Raw genomic sequence first — 22,102 nt, forward strand, 5'->3', positions numbered from 1 at the left:
ATCGATCGGGCTGGCCGGGTTGACCGGCCAGCCTTTTTTCTTTTGCATCGCAGCCTATGCGCACAGAACGTTTCGGCCTGCTGGCCCTGCTGGTGGTGACCCTGGTGTGGGGAACCACCTTTCCTTCCATGAAGCTGCTGTCCGCCCATCTCGACGCACTGCAGATCATCTGGCTGCGCTTTGCCATCGCCCTGGCCGTGCTGGCCCCGCTGTGGTGGGGCATGCAGCGGCACGAGCGCCGCTGGGGCTGCGCCCTGGGCGTGCTGCTGTTCCTCGCGTTCTGGCTTCAGATCGAGGGGCTGGCGCGCACCAGCAGCAACCGCAATGCCTTTGTCACCGGCCTGAACGTGCTGGTGGTGCCGCTGATCGCCATGGCGCTCATGGGCCGGCGCTACGGTTGGCGCCTGTGGGCCGCCTGTGCCATGGCCTGCGCCGGCATGGCGCTGATGTTCCACGAGAACGATCCCTGGAACCTGGGCGATACGCTGACGCTGGCGAGCACAGTGTTCTACGCCCTGTACATCCTGGCGCTGGAGGAATGTGCACGCCGCACGGCGGACCAGCCACTGCGCGCCACGCGCATGGCGGCGGCGCAGGCCCTGGTGATGGCCCTGGCGTCCACGCTCTTGCTGCTGGCGCGCGGCAACGGGATGGACTGGCTGCCTCAGGCTGCCGACCGCCTGCCGACCGATGCCTGGCTGGCCCTGGTCTACCTGGGCCTGCTGGCCAGCGTGGTGGTGGTCACGCTGCAGGCCTGGGGCCAGCAGCGCGTGGATGCCATGCGCAGCGCCATCGTTTTCGGGCTGGAGCCGGTGTTCGCCGCCCTCACGGCCTGGGCCCTGCTGGGCGAGCGGCTCGGCTGGGCAGGCTTGAGCGGTGCCGCCATGATCGTGGCCGCCCTGGTGTTCAGCCAGCTGGCGCCGCCGGCCCAGGTCGCCAAAGCCTGAAGTGAAGCACCCCCTGAGTCGCTTCGCGCCTTCCCCCTCTCTCGACCCGCTGCGCGGGTCGGGAGGGAGACGCCCCCAGCGCGGCGGGGCGGCCCTTGCGCGGGGGCACTGGCCTTGGCCGCGCCAGTTTCACCCGTCGCGGGTGGCGCACAGCGCAGTGAATAGCTGATACGACTCACGGCGCTGGCGGGCTGACGGGCACATCGGCCGCCAGGCGCGGCTTGCCGATGGGCGCCGCCGCCTGGCCCTTGCGCACGGCGGCCAGGTCTTCCTCGTTCGGGTACTCGCCCTGCAGCCAGTAGTCGAACACGCGGCGCGCGATGGGGCCGGCCGCAGCCGCGCCGAATCCGGCGTTCTCCACGATGACGGCCAGTGCGATCTTGGGGTCTTCGGCCGGTGCAAAGGCCGCGAACAGCGAGTGGTCGCGCTGGTGTTCCTCCAGCGCCTTGGCGTTGTAGCGCACGTTCTGCCCCAGGCTGATGGCCTGGGCCGTGCCGGTCTTGCCGGCCGACGAGTAGGCCGCGCCAGCGAAGATGCGCGTGCCCGTACCGCCCTTGTTCACCGCCACCAGCGCGTTGCGCACGATCTCCACGTTCTTGGGCGAGAAGCCGAGGTTCTCGCCCGGCGGCTGAACCACGGGTGTCACCGTGCCCGTGACCGTGTCGCGCACCGCCTTGATGAGGTGCGGTGCGTAGCGCGTGCCGCCGTTGGCCAAGGTGGCCTCGGCCTGCGCCAGTTGCAGCATGGTGAAGTTGTTGTAGCCCTGGCCGATGCCCAGGGACACCGTTTCGCCCGGGTGCCAGCGCTTCATCTCGGGGCGCTTGTAGGCATTGCGCTTCCAGGTCGTGCTGGGCAGCACGCCGCGCACCTCGCCATTGAGGTCGATGCCCGTGACCTGGCCCAGGCCCAGCGGCTTCATGAAGTCGTGGATGGCGTCCACCCCCATTTCGACGGCCAGCGAATAGAAATAGGTGTTGCTCGAGAACTGGATGGCGCGGTGCATGTCCACCCCGCCCAGACCGCCTTCGTGGCTGCGGAAGGTGTGGCCGCCGAAGGTGTAGAAGCCCGGGTCGCTGACCACCAGGCTGGGGGAGCGCTTGTTCAGCTGCAGCGCCGCCAGCGCCATGAAGGGCTTGTAGGTCGAGCCCGGCGGGTAGGTGCCGCGCAGCGCGCGGTTGAGCAGCGGCTTGTCGATGGATTCGTTGAGCGTCTGCCAGCTTTCGCTGTCGACGCCTTCGACGAACAGGTTGGGGTCGAAGGTGGGCTTGCTCACCAGCGCCAGCACCTCGCCGTTGCGCGGGTCGATGGCCACCAGGGCACCGCGCCGGTCACCGAACATGTCCTCGATGAGCTTTTGCAGCTTGATGTCCAGCGACAGCATCACCGTATTGCCCGGCGTGGCCGGGTGGCTGGCCAGGCGCCGCACGGCATGGCCGCCGGCCGAGGTTTCCATGCGCTCCACGCCGGTCAGGCCATGCAGCATGTTCTCGAAGCTCTGCTCCACGCCCAGCTTGCCGATGTATTCGGTACCGCGGTAGTTGGCCTCGTCCTCCGAGTCCTGGATGCGCGCCTTCTCGGTCTGGTTGATGCGCCCGATGTAGCCGATGGCGTGTGCCCCCACGTCGCCCAGCGGGTAGTTGCGAAACAGCCGGGCCTTGATGTCCACGCCGGGGAAGCGGTAGCGCTGCGCAGAAAAGCGCGCCACTTCCTGGTCCGTGAGGCGTGTGCGGATGGGCAGGGACTCGAAGTTGCGCGACTCCTCCAGCAGGCGCTTGAAACGCCGCCGGTCCCGTTGCTGGATATCGACCACCTTGGCGAGTTCCTCGATGGTGTCTTCCAGCCCCCCGGTGCGCGAGGGCGTGATCTCCAGCGTGTAGGCCGCGTAGTTGGTGGCCAGCACCACACCGTTGCGGTCCATGATCTGGCCGCGGTTGGGCACGATGGGCACCACGGCCGTGCGGTTGCTTTCGGCCTGCGCGGCCAGGTCGTCGTGGCGCACCACCTGCAGGTACACCAGGCGCGAAACCAGCAGGCCAAAGGCGAGGAACACCACCAATGCGATGGTGTAGACGCGGGCGCGGAACCGGAAGGAGTCCGCTTCGGCGTTGCGCAGCTCGGTCATAGCGGGCGATTCTGGTCGCGATCGGGCGGGCGCCGCTGGGGCGCCAGCAGCACCCAGCTGGCCAGGGGCCAGAGCAGCGCTTCCAGCACCGGCGCGGCGAAGACCCACAGGCCCGGGAAGATACCGCCCGAGGCCACGCGCACCAGCAGCTCGATGGAATGCGCAATGAGGAACAACGGCAGCACCTGCAGCGCCTGCGAGGGCACGCTGAACCACAGCAGGCGCCTGTGGATGGCGATGGAGCCGAAGGCCAGCACCGCATAGGACAGCGCATGCTGGCCGAGCAGCGCGGACTGCTGCACATCCATGCACAGGCCGAGCGCAAAGGCCGTGCCCATGCCGATGCGCAGCGGCTGGTGCACGCTCCAGAACACGATCAGCAGCATCAGCAGGTCGGGCGTCCAGACCACGCGCCCCAGGGGCAGCATGTTGAGGGCCAGGCCCACCGCCAGGCTGGCGGCGATGAAGACGGGGTTGACGGGCAGCAGCAGCGGCTGGCCGCGCGGCATGATCATTTGTGGCGCCCCTTCCTGCTGGAACTGGGCACAGGGGCCGGCTCGGGCCGCTCCGGGATATGCCCCGACAGCGGCTTGAGCACCACCACGTGCCGGGCGCCCTGCACCTGGGCCAGCGGGGCGCAGTAGATGCGCGCAAAAGCCGAGTCGGCACGGCGCTCCACGCGCACCACCTTGGCCACGGGCAGGCCCGAGGGGTACAGGCCATCCACACCGCTGGTGGTCAGCAGGTCACCCTCGCGCACGTCGGCATTGGCAGGCATGAAGCGCAGCTCCATGCCGCCCTCGTTGCCGGCAACCGGGTCGCCATAGGCGACACCGCGTGCGCCGGTGCGGATGTTGAGCACCGGAATGGCCTGGTCGCGGTCCACGAGCAGCGTGACCTCGCTGAGCATGGGGAACACGCGCGTCACCTGGCCCAGGATGCCCGCCTCGTCCAGAACGGGGGCTCCCAGCTCCACGCCGCCCATCTGGCCCTTGTCGAGCACCACCCGGCGGGTGTAGGGGTCGGCCGTGTCATAGATGACCTCGGCCGCCTGCGACGGAGTGCTGACCCGCTCGCGCAGGGCCAGCAGCTTGCGCAGCCGGTCGTTCTCCAGCAGCAGCTGCTCGGCCTGGCTGGCACGCTCGGACATCTGCGCCATCTTGCTGCGCGCGGCATCGGCATCGCCCTGCGCGGTTTTCAGGTCCTGGAAGTAGCCGGCGCCCCGCCCGGCGAACTCCACGGGCTGCAGCATGAGCCATTGCACGGGGTAGAGCACGGTGGCCACGGCCTGGCGGAACGGGCCGGTCAGCTTGAAGCGCACGTCCGCCACCATGAGGAACAGGGCCAGCGCACTGTAGAGCGCCAGCCGCGACAGGGCCGAAGGCCCTTGCTTGAAAAAGGGGGGCGCACTGCGCTCCAGGGTTCCCAGGGGCATGGCGCTCAGCGTCGGATCCGCTGCGCGTGCGAACGCGGCGGCCAGGGGCACGGCTCAAAAAGCATCGGTGCGGTTGCGGTCATGCCATTTCAGCGCGATGGGGTGCCTGCGCGGCGGCGCGCAGGCACGGGGAACTTACTCGCTTGTAAAAATGCTGCCCTGGCGGTCCATGCGCTCCAGTGCGATGCCACAGCCACGCACCACGCAGGTCAGCGGGTCTTCGGCCACCAGCACCGGCAGGCCGGTTTCCTCGGCCAGCAGGCGATCGAGGTCGCGCAGCAGGGCCCCACCACCGGTCAGCATCATGCCGCGGTCGGCGATGTCGGCACCCAGCTCGGGCGGGGTCTGTTCCAGGGCGTTCTTGACGGCCGAGACGATCTGGTTGAGCGGGTCGGTCAGCGCCTCCAGCACTTCGTTGCTGGAGATGGTGAAGCTGCGCGGCACGCCTTCGCTGAGGTTGCGGCCCTTGACCTCCATCTCGCGCACCTCGGAGCCCGGGAAGGCCGAGCCGATGTTCTTCTTGATGGATTCGGCCGTGGGTTCGCCGATCAGCATGCCGTAGTTGCGGCGGATGTAGCTGATGATCGCCTCATCGAACTTGTCACCGCCCACGCGCACACTGCCCTTGTAGACCATGCCGCCCAGCGAGATCACGCCGACCTCGGTGGTGCCGCCGCCGATGTCCACGACCATGGAGCCGCTGGCTTCCGAGACCGGCAGGCCTGCACCGATGCCGGCGGCCATGGGTTCCTCGATCAGGTAGACGGCGGTGGCGCCGGCGGCTTCGGCCGCGTCCTTGATGGCGCGGCGCTCGACCTGGGTGGAACCACAGGGCACGCAGATGATGATGCGCGGGCTGGGGGTGAACAGCGTGCGCGGATGCACCATCTTGATGAACTGCTTGATCATCTGCTCGGTGATCACGAAGTCGGCGATCACGCCGTCCTTCATGGGGCGGATGGCTTCGATGTTGCCGGGCACCTTGCCCAGCATGGCCTTGGCTTCGTGGCCTACGGCCTGGATGACTTTCTTGCCGTGGGGGCCGCCTTCGTGGCGGATGGCAACGACGGAGGGCTCATCGAGCACAATGCCTTTGTCGCGGGCGAATATCAGGGTGTTGGCTGTGCCAAGGTCGATGGCAAGGTCGGTGGAGAAGTACCGACGGAAAGCTCCGAACATTCAAGAATCCTCTCAGGCATGGCGTGCGCATCGGCCTGCCATCGCCGGGTTTACGGGGTCAAATTTCGCTTTTTTCGCACAATGACCGGCATGAGGGAGGGTATTGCGGCAAAGCCGGGATAATACCCTATCCCCTGTGAATAACTCCCCTGGCTCCACCCCCCCATTCAGCTTTACATCTGGTTTCCCCCGAATTTTTTCCCTATGGCACTGACATCCCTGGACATCGGTCGAATCGCCAATCTGGCGCGGCTGGAATTGAGCGCAAACGAAAGTGAGCGCATGCTCACTCAACTCAATGGATTTTTCGACATCGTCGAGAAGATGCGCGCTGTGGATACCGGGGACCTCACGCCCCTGGCCCACCCCGTGGCAGCCATCCAGGAAGTCGCCTTGCGCCTGCGCGACGACGTCGCCAGTGAGCCAAACCAGCGCGAGGCCAATCAGCGCAGCGCCCCTGCAGTAGAGCAAGGTTTGTTCCTTGTGCCCAAAGTGATCGAATGAGGCCGGCATGAGCGACAACAAGAACACTGCATTGCACGACCTGACCGTCACCGCCCTGGCCGCGCGACTGCGCGAACGCCAGGTTTCCGCCGTGGAAGCGGCCCAGCACTTCCTGGCCCGCGCCAGGGACCACCAGTCGCTGGGCGCCTACGTGGCCGTCAACGAAGATGCCACCCTGGCCCAGGCCCGTGCGGCCGATGCGCGCATCGCCGCGGGCACCGCCGGCGTGCTCGAAGGCCTGCCGCTGGCGCACAAGGACATCTTCGTCACGCGCGACTTCCCCAGCACCGCGGGCTCGAAGATGCTCGCGGGCTACCAGTCGCCCTTCGACGCCACCGTGGTGCGCAAGCTGGCCGAGGCCGGCGCCGTGACCCTGGGCAAGCTCAACTGCGACGAGTTCGCCATGGGCTCGGCCAACGAGAATTCGGCCGTGGCCCCCGTGGGCACCGACGCGCCCTCCCCCGTGCGCAACCCCTGGGACACCAGCCGCATCCCCGGCGGTTCCTCGGGCGGCAGCGCCGTGGCTGTGGCCGCGCGCCTGGCCCCGGCCGTGACCGGCACCGATACCGGCGGGTCCATCCGCCAGCCAGCCTCGTTCTGCGGCATCACCGGCATCAAGCCCACCTACGGCCGGGCTTCGCGCTACGGCATGATCGCCTTTGCCTCCAGCCTGGACCAGGCCGGCCCCATGGCCCGCACGGCCGAAGACTGCGCACTGCTGCTGTCCACCATGTGCGGCCCCGACCTGGACCGCGACTCCACTTCGCTGGACGTGCCCGCCGAGGACTACAGCCGCTCGCTGAACGACTCCATCGAGGGCCTGCGCATCGGCATCCCGGCCGAGTTCTTCGGTGACGGGCTGGCACCCGACGTGCGCGCCGCGGTGGATGGCGCGCTCAAGGAGTACGAGAAGCTGGGCGCCAGGCTGGTGCCCATCAGCCTGCCGCGCACCGAACTGTCGATCCCGGTGTACTACATCATCGCGCCGGCCGAGGCCTCGTCCAACCTGAGCCGCTTCGACGGCGTGAAGTTCGGCCACCGGGCCAAGGACTACACCGACCTGGTGGACATGTACAAGAAGACCCGCGCCGAAGGCTTTGGCGACGAGGTCAAGCGCCGCATCATGATCGGCACCTACGTGCTCTCGCACGGCTACTACGACGCCTACTACCTCAAGGCGCAGAAGATCCGCCGCATGATCGCGGACGACTTCCAGCAGGCCTTTGCGCAGTGCGACGTGATCGCCGGCCCCGTGGCCCCCACCGTGGCCTGGAAACTGGGCGAGCACGGCGCCGACCCGCTGGCCGACTACCTGGCCGACATCTTCACCCTGCCCGGCTCGCTGGCCGGCCTGCCCGGCATGAGCGTGCCCGCAGGCTTCGGCGAAGGCGGCATGCCCGTGGGCCTGCAGCTGATCGGCAACTACTTCCAGGAAGCGCGCCTGCTCAATGCAGCGCACCGGCTGCAGCAGGCCACCGACTTTCACCTCCGCCAGCCCGGAGGTCTGTGACATGACGACGACCACCACCAGCAAACTGATCCGCGGCTACGAGGTCGTGATCGGCTTCGAGACCCATGCCCAGCTCGCCACCGAGAGCAAGATCTTCAGCCGAGCCGCCACGGCCTTCGGCGCCGAGCCCAACACCCAGGCCTGCGCCGTGGACCTGGCCCTGCCCGGCACGCTGCCGGTGATGAACCGCGCCGCCGTGGAATGCGCCATCAAGCTTGGCCTGGCCCTGGGCTCGCACATCGCGCCCGAGAGCATCTTCGCGCGCAAGAACTACTTCTATCCTGACCTGCCCAAGGGCTACCAGATCAGCCAGTTCGAGATCCCCGTGGTGCAGGGCGGCGAGGTGCAGTTCTTCCTCGGTGACGAGAAGAAGACCGTGCGCCTGGTGCGCGCCCACCTCGAAGAAGACGCGGGCAAGTCGCTGCACGAGGACTTCATCGGCCAGAGCGGCATCGACCTGAACCGCGCCGGCACACCGCTGCTGGAGATCGTGACCGAGCCCGACATCCGCTCCACCGAAGAGGCCGTGGCCTACGCGCGCGAGCTGCACAAGATCGTGACCTGGATCGGCATCTGCGACGGCAACATGCAGGAGGGCTCGTTCCGCTGCGACGCCAACGTCTCGGTGCGCAAGCCCGGCGCCCCGCTGGGCACGCGCCGCGAGATCAAGAACCTGAACAGCTTCAAGTTCATGCAGCAGGCCATCGACTACGAGATCCAGTGGCAGATCGACGAGATCGAGGACGGCCGCACGATCCAGCAGGCCACCGTGCTGTTCAACGACGCCACCGGCGAGACCCGAGCCATGCGCACCAAGGAAGATGCGGCCGACTACCGCTACTTCCCCGACCCGGACCTGCCGCCGCTGCAGATCCCCAGCGCCTGGGTGGACGCGCAGCGCGCCCAGATGACTGAGCTGCCGCGCACCATGGCCACGCGCTTCGTGGCCGACTACGGCCTGCCCGAGTACGACGCCACCACGCTCACCCAGAGCAAGGCCATGGCCGCCTACTTCGAGGCCGCCGCCCAGGCCAGCAAGCAGCCCAAGCTGGCCAGCAACTGGATCATGGGCGAGGTCTCGCGCCGCCTCAACGCGGGCGACCTGGCGATCGAGGCATCGCCCGTGACGGCCGCCCAGCTGGGTGCGCTGATCGGCCGCATTGCCGATGGCACGGTCTCCAACAACGCGGCCAAGCAGGTGTTCGAGGCCTTGTGGACCGGGGAGTCGACCGATGTGGATGCTGTCATCGAGGCCAAGGGTCTCAAGCAGATGAACGACACGGGCGCCCTGGAAGGCATCATCGACGAGGTGATTGCCGCCAACCCCGACAACGTGGCCCAGTTCCGCGCGGGCAAGGACAAGGCCTTCAACGCACTTGTGGGTCAGATCATGAAGGCCAGCAAGGGCAAGGCCAATCCACAACAGGTCAACGATCTGCTGCGCGCCAAGCTGGCGGGCTGACCCCGGTGCAATGGAACGGCTGGCCTTTGGGGCCGGCCGGCTTCCTGTACCAAAGTGGGATGAGGCGGCTGCAGCGCCCCGGGCCAGATCAGCGCGTGCCCGACGCGGCCGGTGTGACCGCCGCAGCAGCGCTGGCAGCCGCGCCACCCGGCACGGCCACGCCACGCTGCTCATCCCAGAGCCGGCGCAGCAGGGTCAGTTCGGTGTCGAAGCGCTGGTGCACGCGGCGCTTCTCCTCGCCCTGGCCGGCAATAAAGCGCTGCTGCTCGGCAATGCTGTCTTCGTTTTCGGCGATCTTGCGGCGCAAGGTCATCGGGGCCTTGTTCGGGTCCTTCTTGTAGAACTCCATCTCCGAATCCATGGCCTTGCGCTGCTGGCGCAGCTCGACGATGCGCTTTTCCGCCGTGGCGGCGACGTCCTCCACCATCTGGATCGCCGCCTTGCGCTCCACATCGTGGGCCGCCTTGTCGGGGTAGCGCGCCGTCAACGCGCGCTCGCGGCGGCGCTCCTCCTGGGCGCGAGCCCGTTCCTCGGCCTCCTTGCGCTGGCGCGCCTCGACCACGGCGCGCTCCTGCTCCGACAGCACCGGCCCCACCTGGCGCCGCACCATGCCCGAAGGGGCCAGCTCACGCTGCTCGCGGTCTGCGCATTCGGGAATCGGCCGGTCTGCCGTGAGCTTGCGGCCGTTGCGGTCGGTGCAGGTGTAGATGCTGCCCACCGGGCCTGTCTGCTGCGCCCATGCGGACGCCGTGACCAGGCCTGCCAGTGCCAACTCGCCAATGAGCCACGCCGTCTTGTGCAACTAGTTACCCTTCATTGACCCCGTACCGCTCGCGGTAGGCGGAAACCCGCTCGTGATGGGCGCGCATCTCCGCCCCCCCTGTTTGCGATAGGTACAGCAATAAGTCTGCCAGCTTGGCGATAGTACAAACCTTCATGCCCAGCTGCTGGCGCACATACTGCACTGCACTGTGCTCCACGTCCAGTCCATTTTCAGTCGCTTTTTCCTGGCGGTCCAGCGCAATGGCCATGGCGTGGGGGATGGCGCCTGCCGCCTGGATGAGGGCGATCGACTCGCGCGCGGCCGTGCCGGCCGACATCACGTCGTCCACGATCAGCACCCGGCCCTTGAGCGGCGCCCCCACCAGGGTGCCGCCTTCGCCATGGTCCTTGGCCTCCTTGCGGTTGTAGGCAAAGGGCACGTTGCGGCCATGGCGCGCCAGTTCCACCGCCACCGTGGCGGCCAGCGGAATGCCCTTGTAGGCGGGTCCGAACACCATGTCGAATTCGATGCCGCTGGCGATCAGGGCTTTTGCATAGAATTCGGCCAGGCGCCCCATCTTGCTGCCGTCGTCGAACAGCCCGGCATTGAAGAAATACGGGCTCATGCGGCCCGCCTTGGTCTTGAACTCCCCGAAGCGCAGCACGCCCGACTCCACGGCAAACCGTACAAAATCCTGCGCCAGCGGGTCCTGACCCGGGCCCTGCGCAACAACATCTACCATGGGAAATTCCTTGTTCAATTTGACCAGCCTCAACCTCAATGGCATCCGTTCGGCCACCACCAAGGGCGTGGAAAGCTGGATGGCTGCCACACGGCCGGATTGTATTTGCGTACAGGAAGTCAAGGCCCAGGCCGCCGATATCGCCACACGCTTCGAGCGGCTGGCCGAGATGGACGGGCATTTCCACTTCGCCCAGAAAAAGGGCTATTCGGGCGTGGGCATCTACACGCGCCACCTGCCCAGCGATGTCATCGTGGGCTACGGCTCGACCGAATTCGATGCCGAAGGCCGCTACCTCGAGCTGCGCTTTGACACCCCCAGACGCAAGCTCTCCATCATCAGCGCCTACTTCCCGAGCGGCTCCTCGGGCGAGGAGCGCCAGCTCGCCAAGTACCGTTTCCTGGCCGAATTCCACCCCCACCTCATGCAGCTCAAGGAGGAGCGCGAGTTCATTTTGTGCGGCGACGTCAACATCGCGCACCAGCAGATCGACCTCAAGAACTGGCGCAGCAACCAGAAGAACAGCGGTTTCCTGCCCGAAGAACGGGCCTGGATGACAAAGTTGTTGCACACAACTGATGAAGGCGGTGGATTGATAGACGTTTACCGTCAGTTACAACCAACCACCACCGACACGGCGTACACATGGTGGAGCAACCGCGGCCAGGCCTATGCCAACAATGTGGGCTGGCGCCTGGACTACCATCTGGCCACGCCGGCCATGGCAGCCCTCGCGCGCACCGAGACCATCTACAAGGACGTGAAGTTCTCGGACCACGCGCCGATCACCATCGGCTACGAATTCAAGATGTAGCCCTGCTCAGCCGGGAAACCGCAGCTCGAAGCGTATGGAGCCGGCAGCCGAGCAGGAGGCCCGCACCTGCCCCCCGTGCAGGTCCATGATCGCCTTCACAATCGCCAGACCCAGGCCGCTGGACTCGGCCGGGCGGGCCCGCACCGCGTCGGCCCGGTAGAAGCGGTCGAACAGGCGCTCCAGTTGCTCTTCCGGGATCGGCACCCCCTGGTTCTCCACGGCCAGGACCGACACCCCATCCTCCTGGAAGCCCGTCAGTTGGATGGCGGTGCCCGGGGTGCTGTAACGCACCGCATTGACCACCAGGTTGTGCAGGGCGCGCAGGCACAGGCCCTGGTTGACCCAGGCCGTGCCGCTGGCCTGCACCAGAAGACGCAGGCCAGCCTCGTCCGCTGGGCCTTCGAAGTAGTCGGCAATGCGCTGCAGCTCCACCGCCATGTCCAGCGGTGTGCGCTCGATCTTGAGCGTGGCATGGTCGGCCTGGGCCAGGAACAGGATGTCGTCGACGCTACGGCGCAGCCGGTTGAGCTCCTCCAGGTTGGATTCGAGCACCTGCTGGTATTCCCCGGCCGTGCGGGTGCGCGCCAGCGCCACCTGCGTCTGCCCGATCAGGGCTCCAACAGGCGTGCGGATCTCGTGCGCCAGGTCGGCCGAGAACTGCGAGAGCCGCCCATAGCCGGTGGCGATGCGGTCCAGCATGGCATTGAACACCGCCACCATCTGCTGCAGCTCCAGCGGCGCATCGTGCTCGGGCAACCGGATCGACAGATTGATCGGTTCGATCAGCGAGGCTTGCGCCGCCACGCGGTGCAGGGGCTGGAGGCCTCGGCGCAGCACCCCGTACACCAGCAGCGAGCAGGCCAGCACGGCCAGGAAGGTGCTGAACAGCACCTGGTCGCGGCTGCGCCGGATCATCTGCATCTCGCTGGCCAGGGCATGGCCCGCGAGCACCTCCACCATCCGTCCATCGTGGCCCGCGCGGGCGACCCCTGCGGCCCAGTGCATGCGGGGCGTGCCCGGGGCATCGCTGTGGCACACGTCGCCCCGTGCCAGCGGTCTGTCCAAGGCCGCCGGCACGGCACAGGCAGGCGGCGCCGCCTGGCCCGGGTTGACCTCCACCAGCGGCGCCTCGCCCGCACGGCGCAGCACGAACACATCGCCCGAACTGCCCGACAGCGCTTCCAGCAGCATGGCCTGGTCGCGCAGCTCCTGCACGCTGCGCACATCGGCCAGCAGGCGGCGCAAGCGCTCCACGCGCGTGATCAACTGCTCGTCGGCATGGGCCAGGATGGCACTGCGCGCGGCAAAGAAGTAGTTGCCACCCAGCATGCCGGTGATCGACACCGCGATCAGGCCACACAAGAGCGTCACACGCACGGCCAGCGAGCGCGGCAGCCAGGACGCGGGCATCAGTCGCCGCCCTCGGCAGGTGGCTCGCCGAAGGCGTAGCCCACATTGCGCACTGTGTGGATCAGCGGCGTGGCGAAGGGTTTGTCGACCTTGGCGCGCAAGCGCTTGATGGCCACATCGACCACATTGGTGTCGCTGTCGAAATTCATGTTCCAGACCTCGGAGGCGATCAGCGTGCGCGACAGGGCCTCGCCCTGGCGCTTCACGAGCAGGTGCAGCAGCAAAAACTCCTTGTTCGTGAGCGCGATCTCGGCGCCCTCGCGCGTCACCCGGCGGCGCAGCACATCCAGGTGCAGGCCCGCCACCTCGTACACGTCGGCCTCGCGCGCCGGCCCGCGCCGCAGCAGTGTGCGGATGCGCAGCACCAACTCGGTGAAGGAGAAGGGTTTCACCAGGTAGTCGTCGGCGCCCAGTTCGAGCCCGCGGATGCGGTCGCTCAGCTGGTCGCGTGCCGTGAGGAACAGCACGCGTACATCGCCCTTCTCGCGCAGCGCCGGCATGATCTGCCAGCCATCGATGCCGGGCAGGCTGACGTCCAGCACCACCAGGTCATAGGCCTCGCCCAGGGCCATGCGCAGGCCGTCGGTGCCGGTGCGGGCCAGGTCCACGCCGTAACCGCCTTCGCGCAGGCCCTTCTTCAGGTAGTCCCCCGTCTTGGGATCGTCCTCGATGACCAGGATCTTCATGCTGCCGATTCTCGGGCAAAGGCGTGCTGCTGGCGGTGCATGACAGCTTTGTCATGCACTTGTCACCCCCGTCCGGCGCACGCGATCCTAGACTTTTGCCATCGCCCGCAACCACCCACGACGAGGTCTTCTTCCCATGCCCAACCCCCTCTCCACCCTCGGCATCGCCCACACCGCCATCAGCCTGGTGCCGCTGTGCGCGGCCATCTACAGCTTTGCGCGCTACGGCGCCATCGAGCCGGGTACCCGCGCCGGCCGCGTGTACCTGGTCGGCTTGGTGCTCTCGGTGCTCACGGCCTTCGGTCTGTCGAGCACGGGTGGCTTCAATGCCGGGCATGCGCTGGGCATCCTGGCCCTGCTGGCGGTATCCGGCGCCTGGCTGGCACCGAAACTGTCGTTCCTCGGGCGGGCCAGCGCCTACCTGGCCACGCTGGGCTGGTCGTTCAGCGTGTTTCTGCTGCTGGTGCCGGGCATCAACGAGACGCTGACGCGCCTGCCGCCCGCGCAGCCGCTGGCCGCGGGGCCGGACTCACCGCTGGTGCGCGGTGCACTGCTGGCCTGGCTGGGGGTCTTTGCCCTCGGCTATGCCGCCCAAGTGTTCATGCTGCGCGCACGCCGGCGCGCCGCAGCCGGGGCACGCCGCTGAACGGCCGAAACGCTCAGCGCCGGCCGCGCGTGCGGCTGTGCACGATCAGCGCCCCCAGCACGATGCCGGCCGCCAGGCTGGTGTGGCCGCTGTAGCTCACGAGGCCCATGCTCCAGCCCTGGGCCTGCACGATGATGGCCAGCGCCAGACACAGCGCCCCCCAGCCCAGCAGGCGCCACAGCCAGGTGGCACGCGGGGCCAGCGGCTGGCCGAAGAGGTCGTCCTGCTGGCGCTCGGTGCCCAGCGCCAGCGCCGCGAAGGCGACGAGGCAGACCAGGAAGGTGGCGGCGTGGGCCATCAGACACCCTCCTTCGCCATGGCGGCACCGGCTGGCACCACGGGGGTTGCGGGCGCGCGCGCCGCCCGGCGCTTGGGGCCCTGGTGGCGCGCCGTGCGCACCGCCAGCCACCCATGCAGGCCGGCCAGCACCCAGAGCATGAGCTCGAAGCCCACGAACACCCAGTCACCCTGCGCCAGGCTGCGCCACAGGGGGCGGTCGGTGGTCAGCGCACTGACCACGGGCAGCAGGGCCAGGGCCGCGGCACCGATCCAGAACTGCTCGATCCACGCGCGGCGCGAGGGGCGCAGCATGGCATGCGCCAAGGTCAGCGCCCAGACGATGAAGAACACATGCACTTCCCAGGCGGTGCGTTCGGCCATGCCTTGCGGCAGCAGGCGGTTGCCCCAGAGGAAGCCCGCCATGGCGATGGACAGGCCGGCGATGCTGGCGATGTTGAGCTTTTCCACCAGCCGGAAGCCGAAATGCGGCCGCGCCGGGTCACCGAGCTTCTGGCGGCGCTTGACGGTCCACATCACCAGGCCTGTGCCCACCATGGCCGTGCCGGCCAGGCTCACGATGAAGTACAGCCAGCGCATGTGCAGGTCGGAAAAGCGCCCCAGGTGCAGCGAATACAGCACGCCGCGGGTTTCGGCCGCAGGGCCCACGCTTTCCTTGACCTCCAGCAGCTTGCCGCTCACGCCGTCGAACAGCATGTACTGCGGGCTCATGGTCACGCGGCCGGCCTCGCCGCGCGTCACGCTCACACGCGCTGCGGCATCGCCGGCATGGGTGGCCGTGACGCGGCCCACGTTGCCCACGCCCCAGCGGGCCTGGGCCTGGCGCACCATGTCGTCCACCGGCGCCAGCGGCGCGGCCTGGCCCGTGGCCTTGCCGGGCTGGATGAAGGTGTTGAGCTGGGCCGTGAGCTCCTGGCGCTGCGCCGGCGTCTTGTACGCCGCCTGCTCGCCGAACGGCATGTACAGCGCCATCAGCGTGATCAGGCCGGTGTAGGTGATCATGAAGTGAAAGGGCAGCCCGAACACCGAGAGCGCATTGTGCGCATCGAGCCACGAGCGCTGGCCCTTGCCCCAGCGGAAGGTGAAGAAGTCGGTGAAGATCTTCTTGTGCGTGATGACCCCGCTGACGATGGCCACCAGCATGAACATGGCGCAAAAGCCCGCCAGCCAGCGGCCCCACAGCACGGGCATGTAGTGGAACTGGAAGTGGAAGCGGTAGAAGAATTCACCCCCTACCGTCTCGCGCGAAGCCACCTTGTCCCCGGTCAGCGGATCGAAATTGGCGCTGCCGAAACTGCGGCCGTTCGGGCCCGGGGCCTGGCCGCGCGGCAGGCGCCAGAAGCTGTCCATGGTGGTGTAGCGCTCGTCGGGCAGGCGCATGCTCCACTGCGGCGCGTTCGGCGCCAGCTCCTGCAGCTTGCCGGCGATGCGCTGGGCGGCCTCGGCCGCATCGGGCACCACGGAGCGGTGCGGCATCTCGGGCCGCATCCACTGCGAGATCTCGTCCTTGAAATAGCTCACGGTACCCGTGAGGAACATCGCATACAGGAACCAGCCGCACAGCAGGCCGGCCCAGGTGTGCAGGTCCGACATGGTCTGGCGGATGCCCGGTGCCTTGGGTTCGTCCACCGGGGATGTTGTGTCCTTGTTCGTCATTGGGAGGCTCCTGCAGAGGACGACCATACGCTCCATGCGGCCAGCAGCAGCGGCACGGCCGCCACCAGCAACCCGCCCCAGGCGCGCCAGGCGCTGCGCACGGCAAACACCCAGACCACCGCGCCGGTGTAGATTGCGAAGCTGGCCAGCATGCCCGTGATCACGGCCTGCGACCGCGTCATGGGCAGGGCCAGCACCGCCACGCTGAACAGCGCGGCCAACACATAGCCGCCACCGATGGCGGCGACGGTGCGCGACAGCACCGGCCCGGCACGCCAGATACCGCGCAACAGATTCGTCACCATGTCCGCTGCTCCTGCATCACCCGCGGCCTCAGAAGTCGACCGCAGCCGACAGCATCAGCGTGCGCGGAGCGCCCACGGTCACGTAGTTGCTGATGACCCAGTAGTTCTTGTCCGCCACGTTTTCCAGGTTGGCGCGCAGCACCAGGGACTTGCCGGCCACCTTGGTGGCGTAGCGGGCGCCCAGGTCCAGGCGCGTCCAAGAATCCACGCGCAGGCGGTTGGTCGCGTCGGCGTACATGCTGGAGGTGTGGATCACGCGGCCGTTCACGCTCAGGTTCTGCACGGGCGTGTCCCAGTCCAGGCCCAGGTTGAAGGTGCGGTCGGGCACGCCTGCGGCATCGTTGCCCTGGTTCACACCACCCGCGGTGCGCGTGAGCTTGGCATTGTTGAACGAGGCGCTGGCCATGGCGCGCAGGCCGCGCTGCACTTCACCGTAGGCCGTCAGCTCCAGGCCGCGGTTGCGCTGCTCGCCGCCGAAGCTGTAGCGGTTGGTCACCGGGTCGGTCATCGCGCTCGGGCGCTTGATCTGGTAGATGGCGGCCTGGGTGGTCAACTGGCCCCAGTCGATCTTCACGCCGATTTCGTTCTGCTTGGACTTCTGCGGTGCGAAGGTCTCGCCCGCATTGGCCGTGCCGGGGCCGGCCGTGCCGCCGCGCGTGAGGCCGGCGGTGTAGTTGGTGTAGACCGAGATGTTCTTCGTCGGCTTGATCACCAGGCCTGCCAGCGGTGTCACGGCGCTGGCTTTGTAATAGCTGGTGGAAGCGCCCGTGTTCACGTTGAATGCGCTTTGCTCGATAGTCTGGTCACGCACGCCCAGGGTCAACAGGTAGCGGCCGCTGTCGAACGACAGGGTGTCGGCCAGCGCCACGCTGTGCTGCTTGAGTTCGGTGCTCTTGCTGGGGTTGCCGCGCGGGAAGTTGATGGTCGGCAGCGGCGACGGGTTGTAGATGTTGGAAGGCGCGTAGGTGCTGGTCAGCTGGTAGAAGTAGCCGATTTCCTGGTCCAGGTAGTTCGTGGACAGGGCCACCGTGTGGCCGACGCCGCCGGTCTGGAACTTGGTGCGCAGGCCTGCGTCCATCGACGAGGTCTTGTTGTACGCGTCGTAGTAGCCATTGGCCACCGTGAAGTTGCCCAGCGAATCCACACGCAGCCCAGCGGTCGGGAAGTTCTGCTCGTTGGTGTTGTGGGTGTAACCCACGCCGCCGTAGACCACGGTACTGTCGTTCAGGTCGTACTCCACACGCGACATCAAGGTGCGCATGTCGTCCGTGAGGTTGGCACCGGGGTAGATGCTGGTGCGGTTGTCCGGTGCAGCGGGCATCTGCGTGATGCCGGCGCGGAAGGCCGTCTGCGGGCGGAACTGACGGGTCTCGCCTTCGGTGGCATAGGCGTCCAGCGACCAGCGCAGGCGCCCGCCCGCGTAGTCCAGGCCCAGGGCGGCCAGGTCGGCACGCTGGCGGCCACCGTCCACATTGCCTTCGCCGTTGCGCACCAGCGCATTGGCGCGCACGCCCCATTGGTTGTCTTCACCGAAGCGGCGGCCCACATCCACGTGGGCGCCGAACTGGGCCTTGCCCATGTAGGTGGTGGTCAGGCGGGTGATCGGCGTGTCGGCCGCGCGCTTGGTCACCAGGTTGATGCTGCCGCCCACGCTGCCGCTCGGGCCCACGCCATTGGTCAGGGCGCCAGGGCCCTTGAGCACTTCCACGCGCTCGATCAGTTCCAGCGGCATGCGGGTCGAGGGGCTCAGGCCGAACAGGCCGTTCACGCTCACATCGGTGTTGGACACCGTGAGGCCACGCACCTGGAAGTCGTCGCCATAGCCGCCGCGCGCCTGCAGCGTGCGCACCGAGGCGTCGTTCATCACCACATCGGCCACCGTCAGGGCCTGCTGGTTCTGGATCAGCTCGTTGGTGTAGTTGGTGGTGCTGAAGGGCACGTTCATCTGGTCGGTCTTGCCCAGCATGCCCAGGTCGCCACCGCGCGCGAACTGGCCGCCGTGGTAGGTCTTCTGCAGGCCGCCAATGGCTTCGGCCTGCTCGCGCACCTTCACCTCGTCCAGCGTGGCGCCACTCTGTGCGGCCGCGCCCACGGCGGCCACGGCCAGGCCCGCGCCCAGGCATTGGCGCACCAGCAGGGCCAGGGGGTGGGGGGTGAAACGCGGGGACTCGCGCAGCGAACGGGAGGTCATGGATTGCATGGCAGGGCCGGAATGTGAAAAAAAGACGAGCGAAAGCCCGGCCGGGGCCGGGTCGATGGCATGGCGGGAAGTCGTACAACCTGCGGCGGCGCGGAGCCCCTCAAGCCGATTCCTGGAAACAAATCAAAACGACAACTATTCTCATTTTAATTTAGCACTTCCCGAACGGGGAGGCTTGGCTCTGTAAAGCCCGTCTGCCGTCTATTCACGCAGTACCGGGAAAACCCGAATCCACTGCAAGGCGTTGTCCGGCGCTACCAAATTCAGAGCAAACTGGTTATCAACCCGTTGCATCTTCGCAACGCAACAGGGCATTCCAGGCCGTGGAACAGCCCGATCCAGCCCCTTGCCACCGTGCCACAGGGCCCCGTGGTGGCGCGCCATGCCGCCAGAGGTCGGAGGACTGCCTGCAGCCACTCCCACCCGCCGCCATGTCCCCGTCGGCACTGCGGTCACCCAGCCTCGTCATACTCGCCGGCAACGGATGATGACCCTGAACAAAGCCTGATGGAGGACCACACCATGCTGCTGCAGCACCAAGCACCCCGACAACGCCCTTTCCTGCCGCTGCTGGCCGCCGCCTGCCTGGTGGCCGCCGGCATGGCCATCGCCCCTGCGGCCGCGCAGGCAGGCACTGCCAGCGTCACGTTCACCAAGCCCGAAAAGTACACCGATGCCAGCTACGCCCACCCCGTGGCCAACGAATCCGACCGCGCCCAGGTGCTGCGCGACGTGGAGCAGCACCTGCAGCGCCTGGCCACACGGGGTCTGGCAGCCAGCGACACCCTGCAGGTCGAGGTGCTGGACATCGACCTGGCGGGCCACTTCCCGCCCCTGGGTGCGGGCGGCTCCGAGGTGCGCGTGGTCACCGACATCACGGGGCCGCGCATCAAGCTGCGCTACAGTCTGGTGCGCGACGGCAGCGCCACGGTGTCCGGCGGCGAGGAGGTGCTCAGTGACCTGAATTTCATGGTGCCGAGCAACCGCTATTCGAGCGGAGACCGGCTGCGCTATGAGAAGGCCTTGCTGGACCGGTGGTTCGAGAAGCGCTTCGGCTCCAAGTAGGCGCGGTTGTCCCGGATTGAGCGGGCCGGGTTTCCCCGATGTCTAATGGCGACCCAGAAGACCTGTCGCCCCACCCATGCTCCACTACCTCACCGTCCCCGTCACCGCCTTCCAGCAGAACAGCTCCATCCTCTGGTGCGACGCCACGCACAAAGCCACCATCGTCGACCCCGGTGGCGACCTCGATGTGCTGCTGGCCGAGGTCGAGCGCCTGGGCCTCACGCTCGACCAGATCTGGCTGACCCACGCCCACATCGACCATGCGGGTGGCACGGGCGAGCTGGCCGAACGGCTGTCGCTGCCCATCGTGGGGCCGCACCCCGGGGACCAGTTCTGGATCGACGCGCTGCCGCAGCAAAGCGCGATGTTCGGTTTTCCGCCCGCGCAGCATTTCACGCCCACGCGCTGGCTGGCCGATGGCGACACGGTGCAGATCGGCAACGAGACGCTGCATGTGCGCCACTGCCCGGGGCACACGCCTGGCCATGTGGTGTTCCATGCGCCACAGATCGACCGGGCCTTCGTGGGCGATGTACTTTTTGCCGGCAGCATCGGGCGCACGGATTTCCCGATGGGCAACCACCAGGACCTGATCGACAGCATCACCGGGCGCCTGTGGCCCATGGGGGACCAGACGGTGTTCATTCCTGGGCATGGCCCGGAAAGCACCTTCGGCCGCGAGCGCAAGAGCAACCCCTACGTCGGCGGCACCTGATACCGCTACTCGGCGGCCTTGTTGCCCAGCAGCGCAGTGAGCCCCGTCGCCAGGGTGCCGCGCCAGTGCAGGTAGTCGTGCCCGGCCGCGTACTCGCGGTGCTGCACGGCATAGCCCTTGGCGCGCAGCACGTCGCGCAGGTGGCGCGTGGATTCGAGGATGCTGATCTGGCCGCTGCGGTTGGCCTCGAACAGCCCGGCCTCCAGGTAGAAGCGCACGGGCCGCACGGGGGCCTGCACGTAGTCGCGTGTGAGCGATGAGGGCTCCTGCCCCGGCGCGCCCCACCAGAACGAGCCGGACTGGCTGTACACGTTGCCGAACCACTCGGGGTGCTGCAGCCCCAGGTAGGCCGCCGCCAGCCCGCCGTAGCTGGCACCCGCGACCACGGTGCGCGCGGGCGCGGCGGCCACGCCCTGGCTGCGGGCCCAGGGCATGAGCTCGGTGGCCAGGAAGCGGGCGAACGCCGGGTTGGGCGGCAGCTCGTCGCCGCGCGCCTGGCGGCTGGGGTTGCTGATGAGGATGGCGGCCATGGGCGGCAGCTCGCCGGCCGCGATCAGGTTGTCGAGGATGGTGGGCGTGGGCACCTCTTTCTGGTAGGTGTCGCCGTCGAACAGCACCAGCAGGGCATTGCCGCTGGCACCCGGTTGCCAGCCCGCAGGGCGGTACAGCGCGACATCGCGCGTATTGCCCAGGGCCTGGCTGGTGATGCGGTGCGCCTGGACCGTGCCCTTGGGCACGCCGGGCCGCTCGGCCACCCAGGCCTGGGGCGGTGCGTCGGGCAGCTCGAACACCGATTCGCCCGCGAAGATGTCGATGAGCCGGTCCGGAAAACTGCGCGCATTGAACGGGTCACGCTGGGCCGTGGCCAGGATGGCGCGGCGGCGCACCATGGGCGAGGCGTTGAGCTCGGGCACATCGGGCGCGATCTTGTAGCCCAGGCGCGTGCCCGCAGGCACGCGGTAGCTGCGGTACCAGACGTCCGATGTGCCCAGGCGCGTAAGCTGCTCATGGTTGCCCGAGGGCGCGCCGAACAGCCAGGCATTGCGCTGCGCGCCGCGCCATACGAAGGTGACGCGCACCGTGCCGTCCTTGGCGGGCTCGGCATCGGCCTCCACCAGGGGCGTGCCGCGCTGCTGCACCTCCGCCCAGAAGGCCTCGGTGCTGCCGCCTGCGGCCAGGGACTGCTGCAGCGCACGGATGCGCGGGCTGTCGATCCCCTCGGGCGGCGGCACCTGCTCGGCACGCGTGACGACCTCGGTCACGCGCAGGCCGTAGCTGCCGGCCACGGGCGCGCGCACCTCCAAGGCATAGGGCGGGTTGGGCCCGGCGACGAAGACGAACTCCTGCAGCTCACCCACGCCCGTGGCCAGCACGCGCTCGCGCTTGCCCTCGGCATTGGTGAGCACCAGGCGCATGCTCGTGCCCGTGAGGCTGCCGCGCACCATGTCACCGGGCTGGGCCGCGATGGCATGGGCGCGCGTGGTCATGGCGGCGAGCGATCCCTGCACCTGCCCGCCCGCGCCGAGCGGCGCATTGGCCGGCGTCTGCGCGCCGGCGGGAGCGACTACCAGCAGCGCGCCCACCAGGACACACGCCGCTGCTGCACCACCATGAACACCCCACGAAAACCGCCCCATGCAAACA

The 22,102-nt window shown here is 67.9% G+C and carries 21 protein-coding genes; 8 read left to right on the forward strand and 13 right to left on the reverse strand.

What is annotated here, in order from left to right:
- The first annotated feature begins 56 nt into the window (after nucleotides 1–56).
- Nucleotides 57–947: a DMT family transporter gene (locus tag AC3WOH_RS18710; RefSeq protein WP_492230819.1), complete on the forward strand. Its 891-nt coding sequence runs from the start codon at nucleotides 57–59 to the stop codon at nucleotides 945–947.
- A gap of 175 nt (nucleotides 948–1,122) precedes the next feature.
- Here the strand turns inward: AC3WOH_RS18710 and mrdA are convergent, their stop codons facing one another.
- The 4 genes from mrdA to AC3WOH_RS18730 form a co-directional block, all read right to left on the reverse strand.
- Nucleotides 1,123–3,069 carry a penicillin-binding protein 2 gene (mrdA, locus tag AC3WOH_RS18715; RefSeq protein ID WP_492230820.1) on the reverse strand — a complete coding sequence of 649 codons (1,947 nt, stop codon included), beginning with the start codon at nucleotides 3,067–3,069 and terminating at the stop codon, nucleotides 1,123–1,125.
- The gene (gene mreD, locus AC3WOH_RS18720; protein WP_492230821.1) at nucleotides 3,066–3,584 is read right to left on the reverse strand and encodes a rod shape-determining protein MreD; all 519 of its coding nucleotides are present in this window, start codon (nucleotides 3,582–3,584) and stop codon (nucleotides 3,066–3,068) included. Before mreD ends, mrdA begins: the two co-directional genes overlap by 4 nt.
- The gene (gene mreC / locus AC3WOH_RS18725) at nucleotides 3,581–4,504 is read right to left on the reverse strand and encodes a rod shape-determining protein MreC (protein WP_492230822.1); all 924 of its coding nucleotides are present in this window, start codon (nucleotides 4,502–4,504) and stop codon (nucleotides 3,581–3,583) included. Before mreC ends, mreD begins: the two co-directional genes overlap by 4 nt.
- Before the next feature lie 135 nt (nucleotides 4,505–4,639).
- Complete coding sequence (locus AC3WOH_RS18730) at nucleotides 4,640–5,683, reverse strand: rod shape-determining protein (RefSeq protein ID WP_007858125.1); 1,044 nt, start codon at nucleotides 5,681–5,683, stop codon at nucleotides 4,640–4,642.
- Nucleotides 5,684–5,887: 204 nt separating this feature from the next.
- On the opposite strand from AC3WOH_RS18730, the gene gatC reads away from it, so the two are divergent.
- From gatC to gatB, 3 genes are read left to right on the forward strand one after another with little or no spacing between them, the layout of a single operon-like run.
- The gene (gatC, locus tag AC3WOH_RS18735; protein WP_184854850.1) at nucleotides 5,888–6,187 is read left to right on the forward strand and encodes an Asp-tRNA(Asn)/Glu-tRNA(Gln) amidotransferase subunit GatC; all 300 of its coding nucleotides are present in this window, start codon (nucleotides 5,888–5,890) and stop codon (nucleotides 6,185–6,187) included.
- 7 nt (nucleotides 6,188–6,194) lie between these two features.
- Nucleotides 6,195–7,697, forward strand: a complete 1,503-nt coding sequence (gene gatA, locus AC3WOH_RS18740; protein ID WP_492230823.1) for an Asp-tRNA(Asn)/Glu-tRNA(Gln) amidotransferase subunit GatA — start codon at nucleotides 6,195–6,197, stop codon at nucleotides 7,695–7,697.
- A gap of 1 nt (nucleotide 7,698) precedes the next feature.
- Nucleotides 7,699–9,159, forward strand: coding sequence for an Asp-tRNA(Asn)/Glu-tRNA(Gln) amidotransferase subunit GatB (gene gatB, locus AC3WOH_RS18745; RefSeq protein ID WP_492230824.1), 1,461 nt, complete (start codon nucleotides 7,699–7,701; stop codon nucleotides 9,157–9,159).
- Between the two features lie 88 nt (nucleotides 9,160–9,247).
- On the opposite strand, the gene AC3WOH_RS18750 is transcribed toward gatB, so the two are convergent.
- Nucleotides 9,248–9,961 carry a DUF4124 domain-containing protein gene (locus AC3WOH_RS18750; protein WP_492230825.1) on the reverse strand — a complete coding sequence of 238 codons (714 nt, stop codon included), beginning with the start codon at nucleotides 9,959–9,961 and terminating at the stop codon, nucleotides 9,248–9,250.
- A 4-nt stretch (nucleotides 9,962–9,965) separates the two neighbouring features.
- Nucleotides 9,966–10,664 (reverse strand): orotate phosphoribosyltransferase, encoded by a 699-nt coding sequence (gene pyrE, locus AC3WOH_RS18755; RefSeq protein ID WP_184854854.1) that lies wholly within the window; start codon nucleotides 10,662–10,664, stop codon nucleotides 9,966–9,968.
- A gap of 10 nt (nucleotides 10,665–10,674) precedes the next feature.
- On the opposite strand from pyrE, the gene AC3WOH_RS18760 reads away from it, so the two are divergent.
- Nucleotides 10,675–11,478 carry an exodeoxyribonuclease III gene (locus AC3WOH_RS18760; RefSeq protein ID WP_492230826.1) on the forward strand — a complete coding sequence of 268 codons (804 nt, stop codon included), beginning with the start codon at nucleotides 10,675–10,677 and terminating at the stop codon, nucleotides 11,476–11,478.
- A gap of 6 nt (nucleotides 11,479–11,484) precedes the next feature.
- Here the strand turns inward: AC3WOH_RS18760 and AC3WOH_RS18765 are convergent, their stop codons facing one another.
- Entirely contained in the window at nucleotides 11,485–12,888 is a 1,404-nt protein-coding gene (locus AC3WOH_RS18765; RefSeq protein WP_492230827.1) for a heavy metal sensor histidine kinase, read from the reverse strand.
- Complete coding sequence (locus AC3WOH_RS18770; protein WP_492230828.1) at nucleotides 12,888–13,574, reverse strand: heavy metal response regulator transcription factor; 687 nt, start codon at nucleotides 13,572–13,574, stop codon at nucleotides 12,888–12,890. Before AC3WOH_RS18770 ends, AC3WOH_RS18765 begins: the two co-directional genes overlap by 1 nt.
- 136 nt (nucleotides 13,575–13,710) lie before the next feature.
- Between AC3WOH_RS18770 and AC3WOH_RS18775 the strand changes: the two genes are divergently transcribed.
- Entirely contained in the window at nucleotides 13,711–14,220 is a 510-nt protein-coding gene (locus tag AC3WOH_RS18775; protein WP_492230829.1) for a hypothetical protein, read from the forward strand.
- A 13-nt stretch (nucleotides 14,221–14,233) separates the two neighbouring features.
- Here the strand turns inward: AC3WOH_RS18775 and AC3WOH_RS18780 are convergent, their stop codons facing one another.
- The 4 genes from AC3WOH_RS18780 to AC3WOH_RS18795 are packed head-to-tail and all read right to left on the reverse strand — an operon-like array spanning nucleotide 14,234 to nucleotide 18,678.
- Entirely contained in the window at nucleotides 14,234–14,518 is a 285-nt protein-coding gene (locus tag AC3WOH_RS18780; protein ID WP_492230830.1) for a DUF3325 domain-containing protein, read from the reverse strand.
- Nucleotides 14,518–16,173 carry a PepSY-associated TM helix domain-containing protein gene (locus tag AC3WOH_RS18785; protein WP_492230831.1) on the reverse strand — a complete coding sequence of 552 codons (1,656 nt, stop codon included), beginning with the start codon at nucleotides 16,171–16,173 and terminating at the stop codon, nucleotides 14,518–14,520. The genes AC3WOH_RS18780 and AC3WOH_RS18785 overlap by 1 nt, the downstream gene beginning before the upstream one ends.
- Nucleotides 16,170–16,478: a DUF3649 domain-containing protein gene (locus AC3WOH_RS18790; protein WP_492230832.1), complete on the reverse strand. Its 309-nt coding sequence runs from the start codon at nucleotides 16,476–16,478 to the stop codon at nucleotides 16,170–16,172. The genes AC3WOH_RS18785 and AC3WOH_RS18790 overlap by 4 nt, the downstream gene beginning before the upstream one ends.
- Before the next feature lie 28 nt (nucleotides 16,479–16,506).
- Complete coding sequence (locus tag AC3WOH_RS18795; RefSeq protein ID WP_492230833.1) at nucleotides 16,507–18,678, reverse strand: TonB-dependent receptor; 2,172 nt, start codon at nucleotides 18,676–18,678, stop codon at nucleotides 16,507–16,509.
- Between the two features lie 522 nt (nucleotides 18,679–19,200).
- Between AC3WOH_RS18795 and AC3WOH_RS18800 the strand changes: the two genes are divergently transcribed.
- Together AC3WOH_RS18800 and AC3WOH_RS18805 are read left to right on the forward strand one after the other, a co-directional pair.
- Complete coding sequence (locus tag AC3WOH_RS18800; protein ID WP_492230834.1) at nucleotides 19,201–19,743, forward strand: DUF3016 domain-containing protein; 543 nt, start codon at nucleotides 19,201–19,203, stop codon at nucleotides 19,741–19,743.
- Nucleotides 19,744–19,819: 76 nt separating this feature from the next.
- Nucleotides 19,820–20,458, forward strand: a complete 639-nt coding sequence (locus tag AC3WOH_RS18805) for an MBL fold metallo-hydrolase (RefSeq protein ID WP_492230835.1) — start codon at nucleotides 19,820–19,822, stop codon at nucleotides 20,456–20,458.
- A 5-nt stretch (nucleotides 20,459–20,463) separates the two neighbouring features.
- Here the strand turns inward: AC3WOH_RS18805 and fes are convergent, their stop codons facing one another.
- Nucleotides 20,464–22,095: an enterochelin esterase gene (fes, locus tag AC3WOH_RS18810; protein ID WP_492230836.1), complete on the reverse strand. Its 1,632-nt coding sequence runs from the start codon at nucleotides 22,093–22,095 to the stop codon at nucleotides 20,464–20,466.
- Nucleotides 22,096–22,102 lie beyond the last annotated feature (7 nt).

It is taken from the genome of Acidovorax sp. FW305-C-20-28, from assembly GCF_058783375.1.

What these genes read in the sequence shown, in the direction of transcription:
- pyrE (WP_184854854.1), bottom strand. Translation starts at nt 10,664, where the DNA reads ATGGTAGATGTTGTTGCGCAGGGCCCGGGTCAGGACCCGCTGGCGCAG.
- AC3WOH_RS18805 (WP_492230835.1), top strand. Translation starts at nt 19,820, where the DNA reads ATGCTCCACTACCTCACCGTCCCCGTCACCGCCTTCCAGCAGAACAGC.
- gatC (WP_184854850.1), top strand. Translation starts at nt 5,888, where the DNA reads ATGGCACTGACATCCCTGGACATCGGTCGAATCGCCAATCTGGCGCGG.
- AC3WOH_RS18765 (WP_492230827.1), bottom strand. Translation starts at nt 12,888, where the DNA reads ATGCCCGCGTCCTGGCTGCCGCGCTCGCTGGCCGTGCGTGTGACGCTC.
- AC3WOH_RS18730 (WP_007858125.1), bottom strand. Translation starts at nt 5,683, where the DNA reads ATGTTCGGAGCTTTCCGTCGGTACTTCTCCACCGACCTTGCCATCGAC.
- AC3WOH_RS18790 (WP_492230832.1), bottom strand. Translation starts at nt 16,478, where the DNA reads ATGGTGACGAATCTGTTGCGCGGTATCTGGCGTGCCGGGCCGGTGCTG.
- AC3WOH_RS18775 (WP_492230829.1), top strand. Translation starts at nt 13,711, where the DNA reads ATGCCCAACCCCCTCTCCACCCTCGGCATCGCCCACACCGCCATCAGC.
- AC3WOH_RS18795 (WP_492230833.1), bottom strand. Translation starts at nt 18,678, where the DNA reads ATGCAATCCATGACCTCCCGTTCGCTGCGCGAGTCCCCGCGTTTCACC.
- mreD (WP_492230821.1), bottom strand. Translation starts at nt 3,584, where the DNA reads ATGATCATGCCGCGCGGCCAGCCGCTGCTGCTGCCCGTCAACCCCGTC.
- AC3WOH_RS18780 (WP_492230830.1), bottom strand. Translation starts at nt 14,518, where the DNA reads ATGGCCCACGCCGCCACCTTCCTGGTCTGCCTCGTCGCCTTCGCGGCG.
- fes (WP_492230836.1), bottom strand. Translation starts at nt 22,095, where the DNA reads ATGGGGCGGTTTTCGTGGGGTGTTCATGGTGGTGCAGCAGCGGCGTGT.
- gatB (WP_492230824.1), top strand. Translation starts at nt 7,699, where the DNA reads ATGACGACGACCACCACCAGCAAACTGATCCGCGGCTACGAGGTCGTG.
- AC3WOH_RS18800 (WP_492230834.1), top strand. Translation starts at nt 19,201, where the DNA reads ATGCTGCTGCAGCACCAAGCACCCCGACAACGCCCTTTCCTGCCGCTG.
- AC3WOH_RS18770 (WP_492230828.1), bottom strand. Translation starts at nt 13,574, where the DNA reads ATGAAGATCCTGGTCATCGAGGACGATCCCAAGACGGGGGACTACCTG.
- mrdA (WP_492230820.1), bottom strand. Translation starts at nt 3,069, where the DNA reads ATGACCGAGCTGCGCAACGCCGAAGCGGACTCCTTCCGGTTCCGCGCC.
- mreC (WP_492230822.1), bottom strand. Translation starts at nt 4,504, where the DNA reads ATGCCCCTGGGAACCCTGGAGCGCAGTGCGCCCCCCTTTTTCAAGCAA.
- AC3WOH_RS18710 (WP_492230819.1), top strand. Translation starts at nt 57, where the DNA reads ATGCGCACAGAACGTTTCGGCCTGCTGGCCCTGCTGGTGGTGACCCTG.
- gatA (WP_492230823.1), top strand. Translation starts at nt 6,195, where the DNA reads ATGAGCGACAACAAGAACACTGCATTGCACGACCTGACCGTCACCGCC.
- AC3WOH_RS18785 (WP_492230831.1), bottom strand. Translation starts at nt 16,173, where the DNA reads ATGACGAACAAGGACACAACATCCCCGGTGGACGAACCCAAGGCACCG.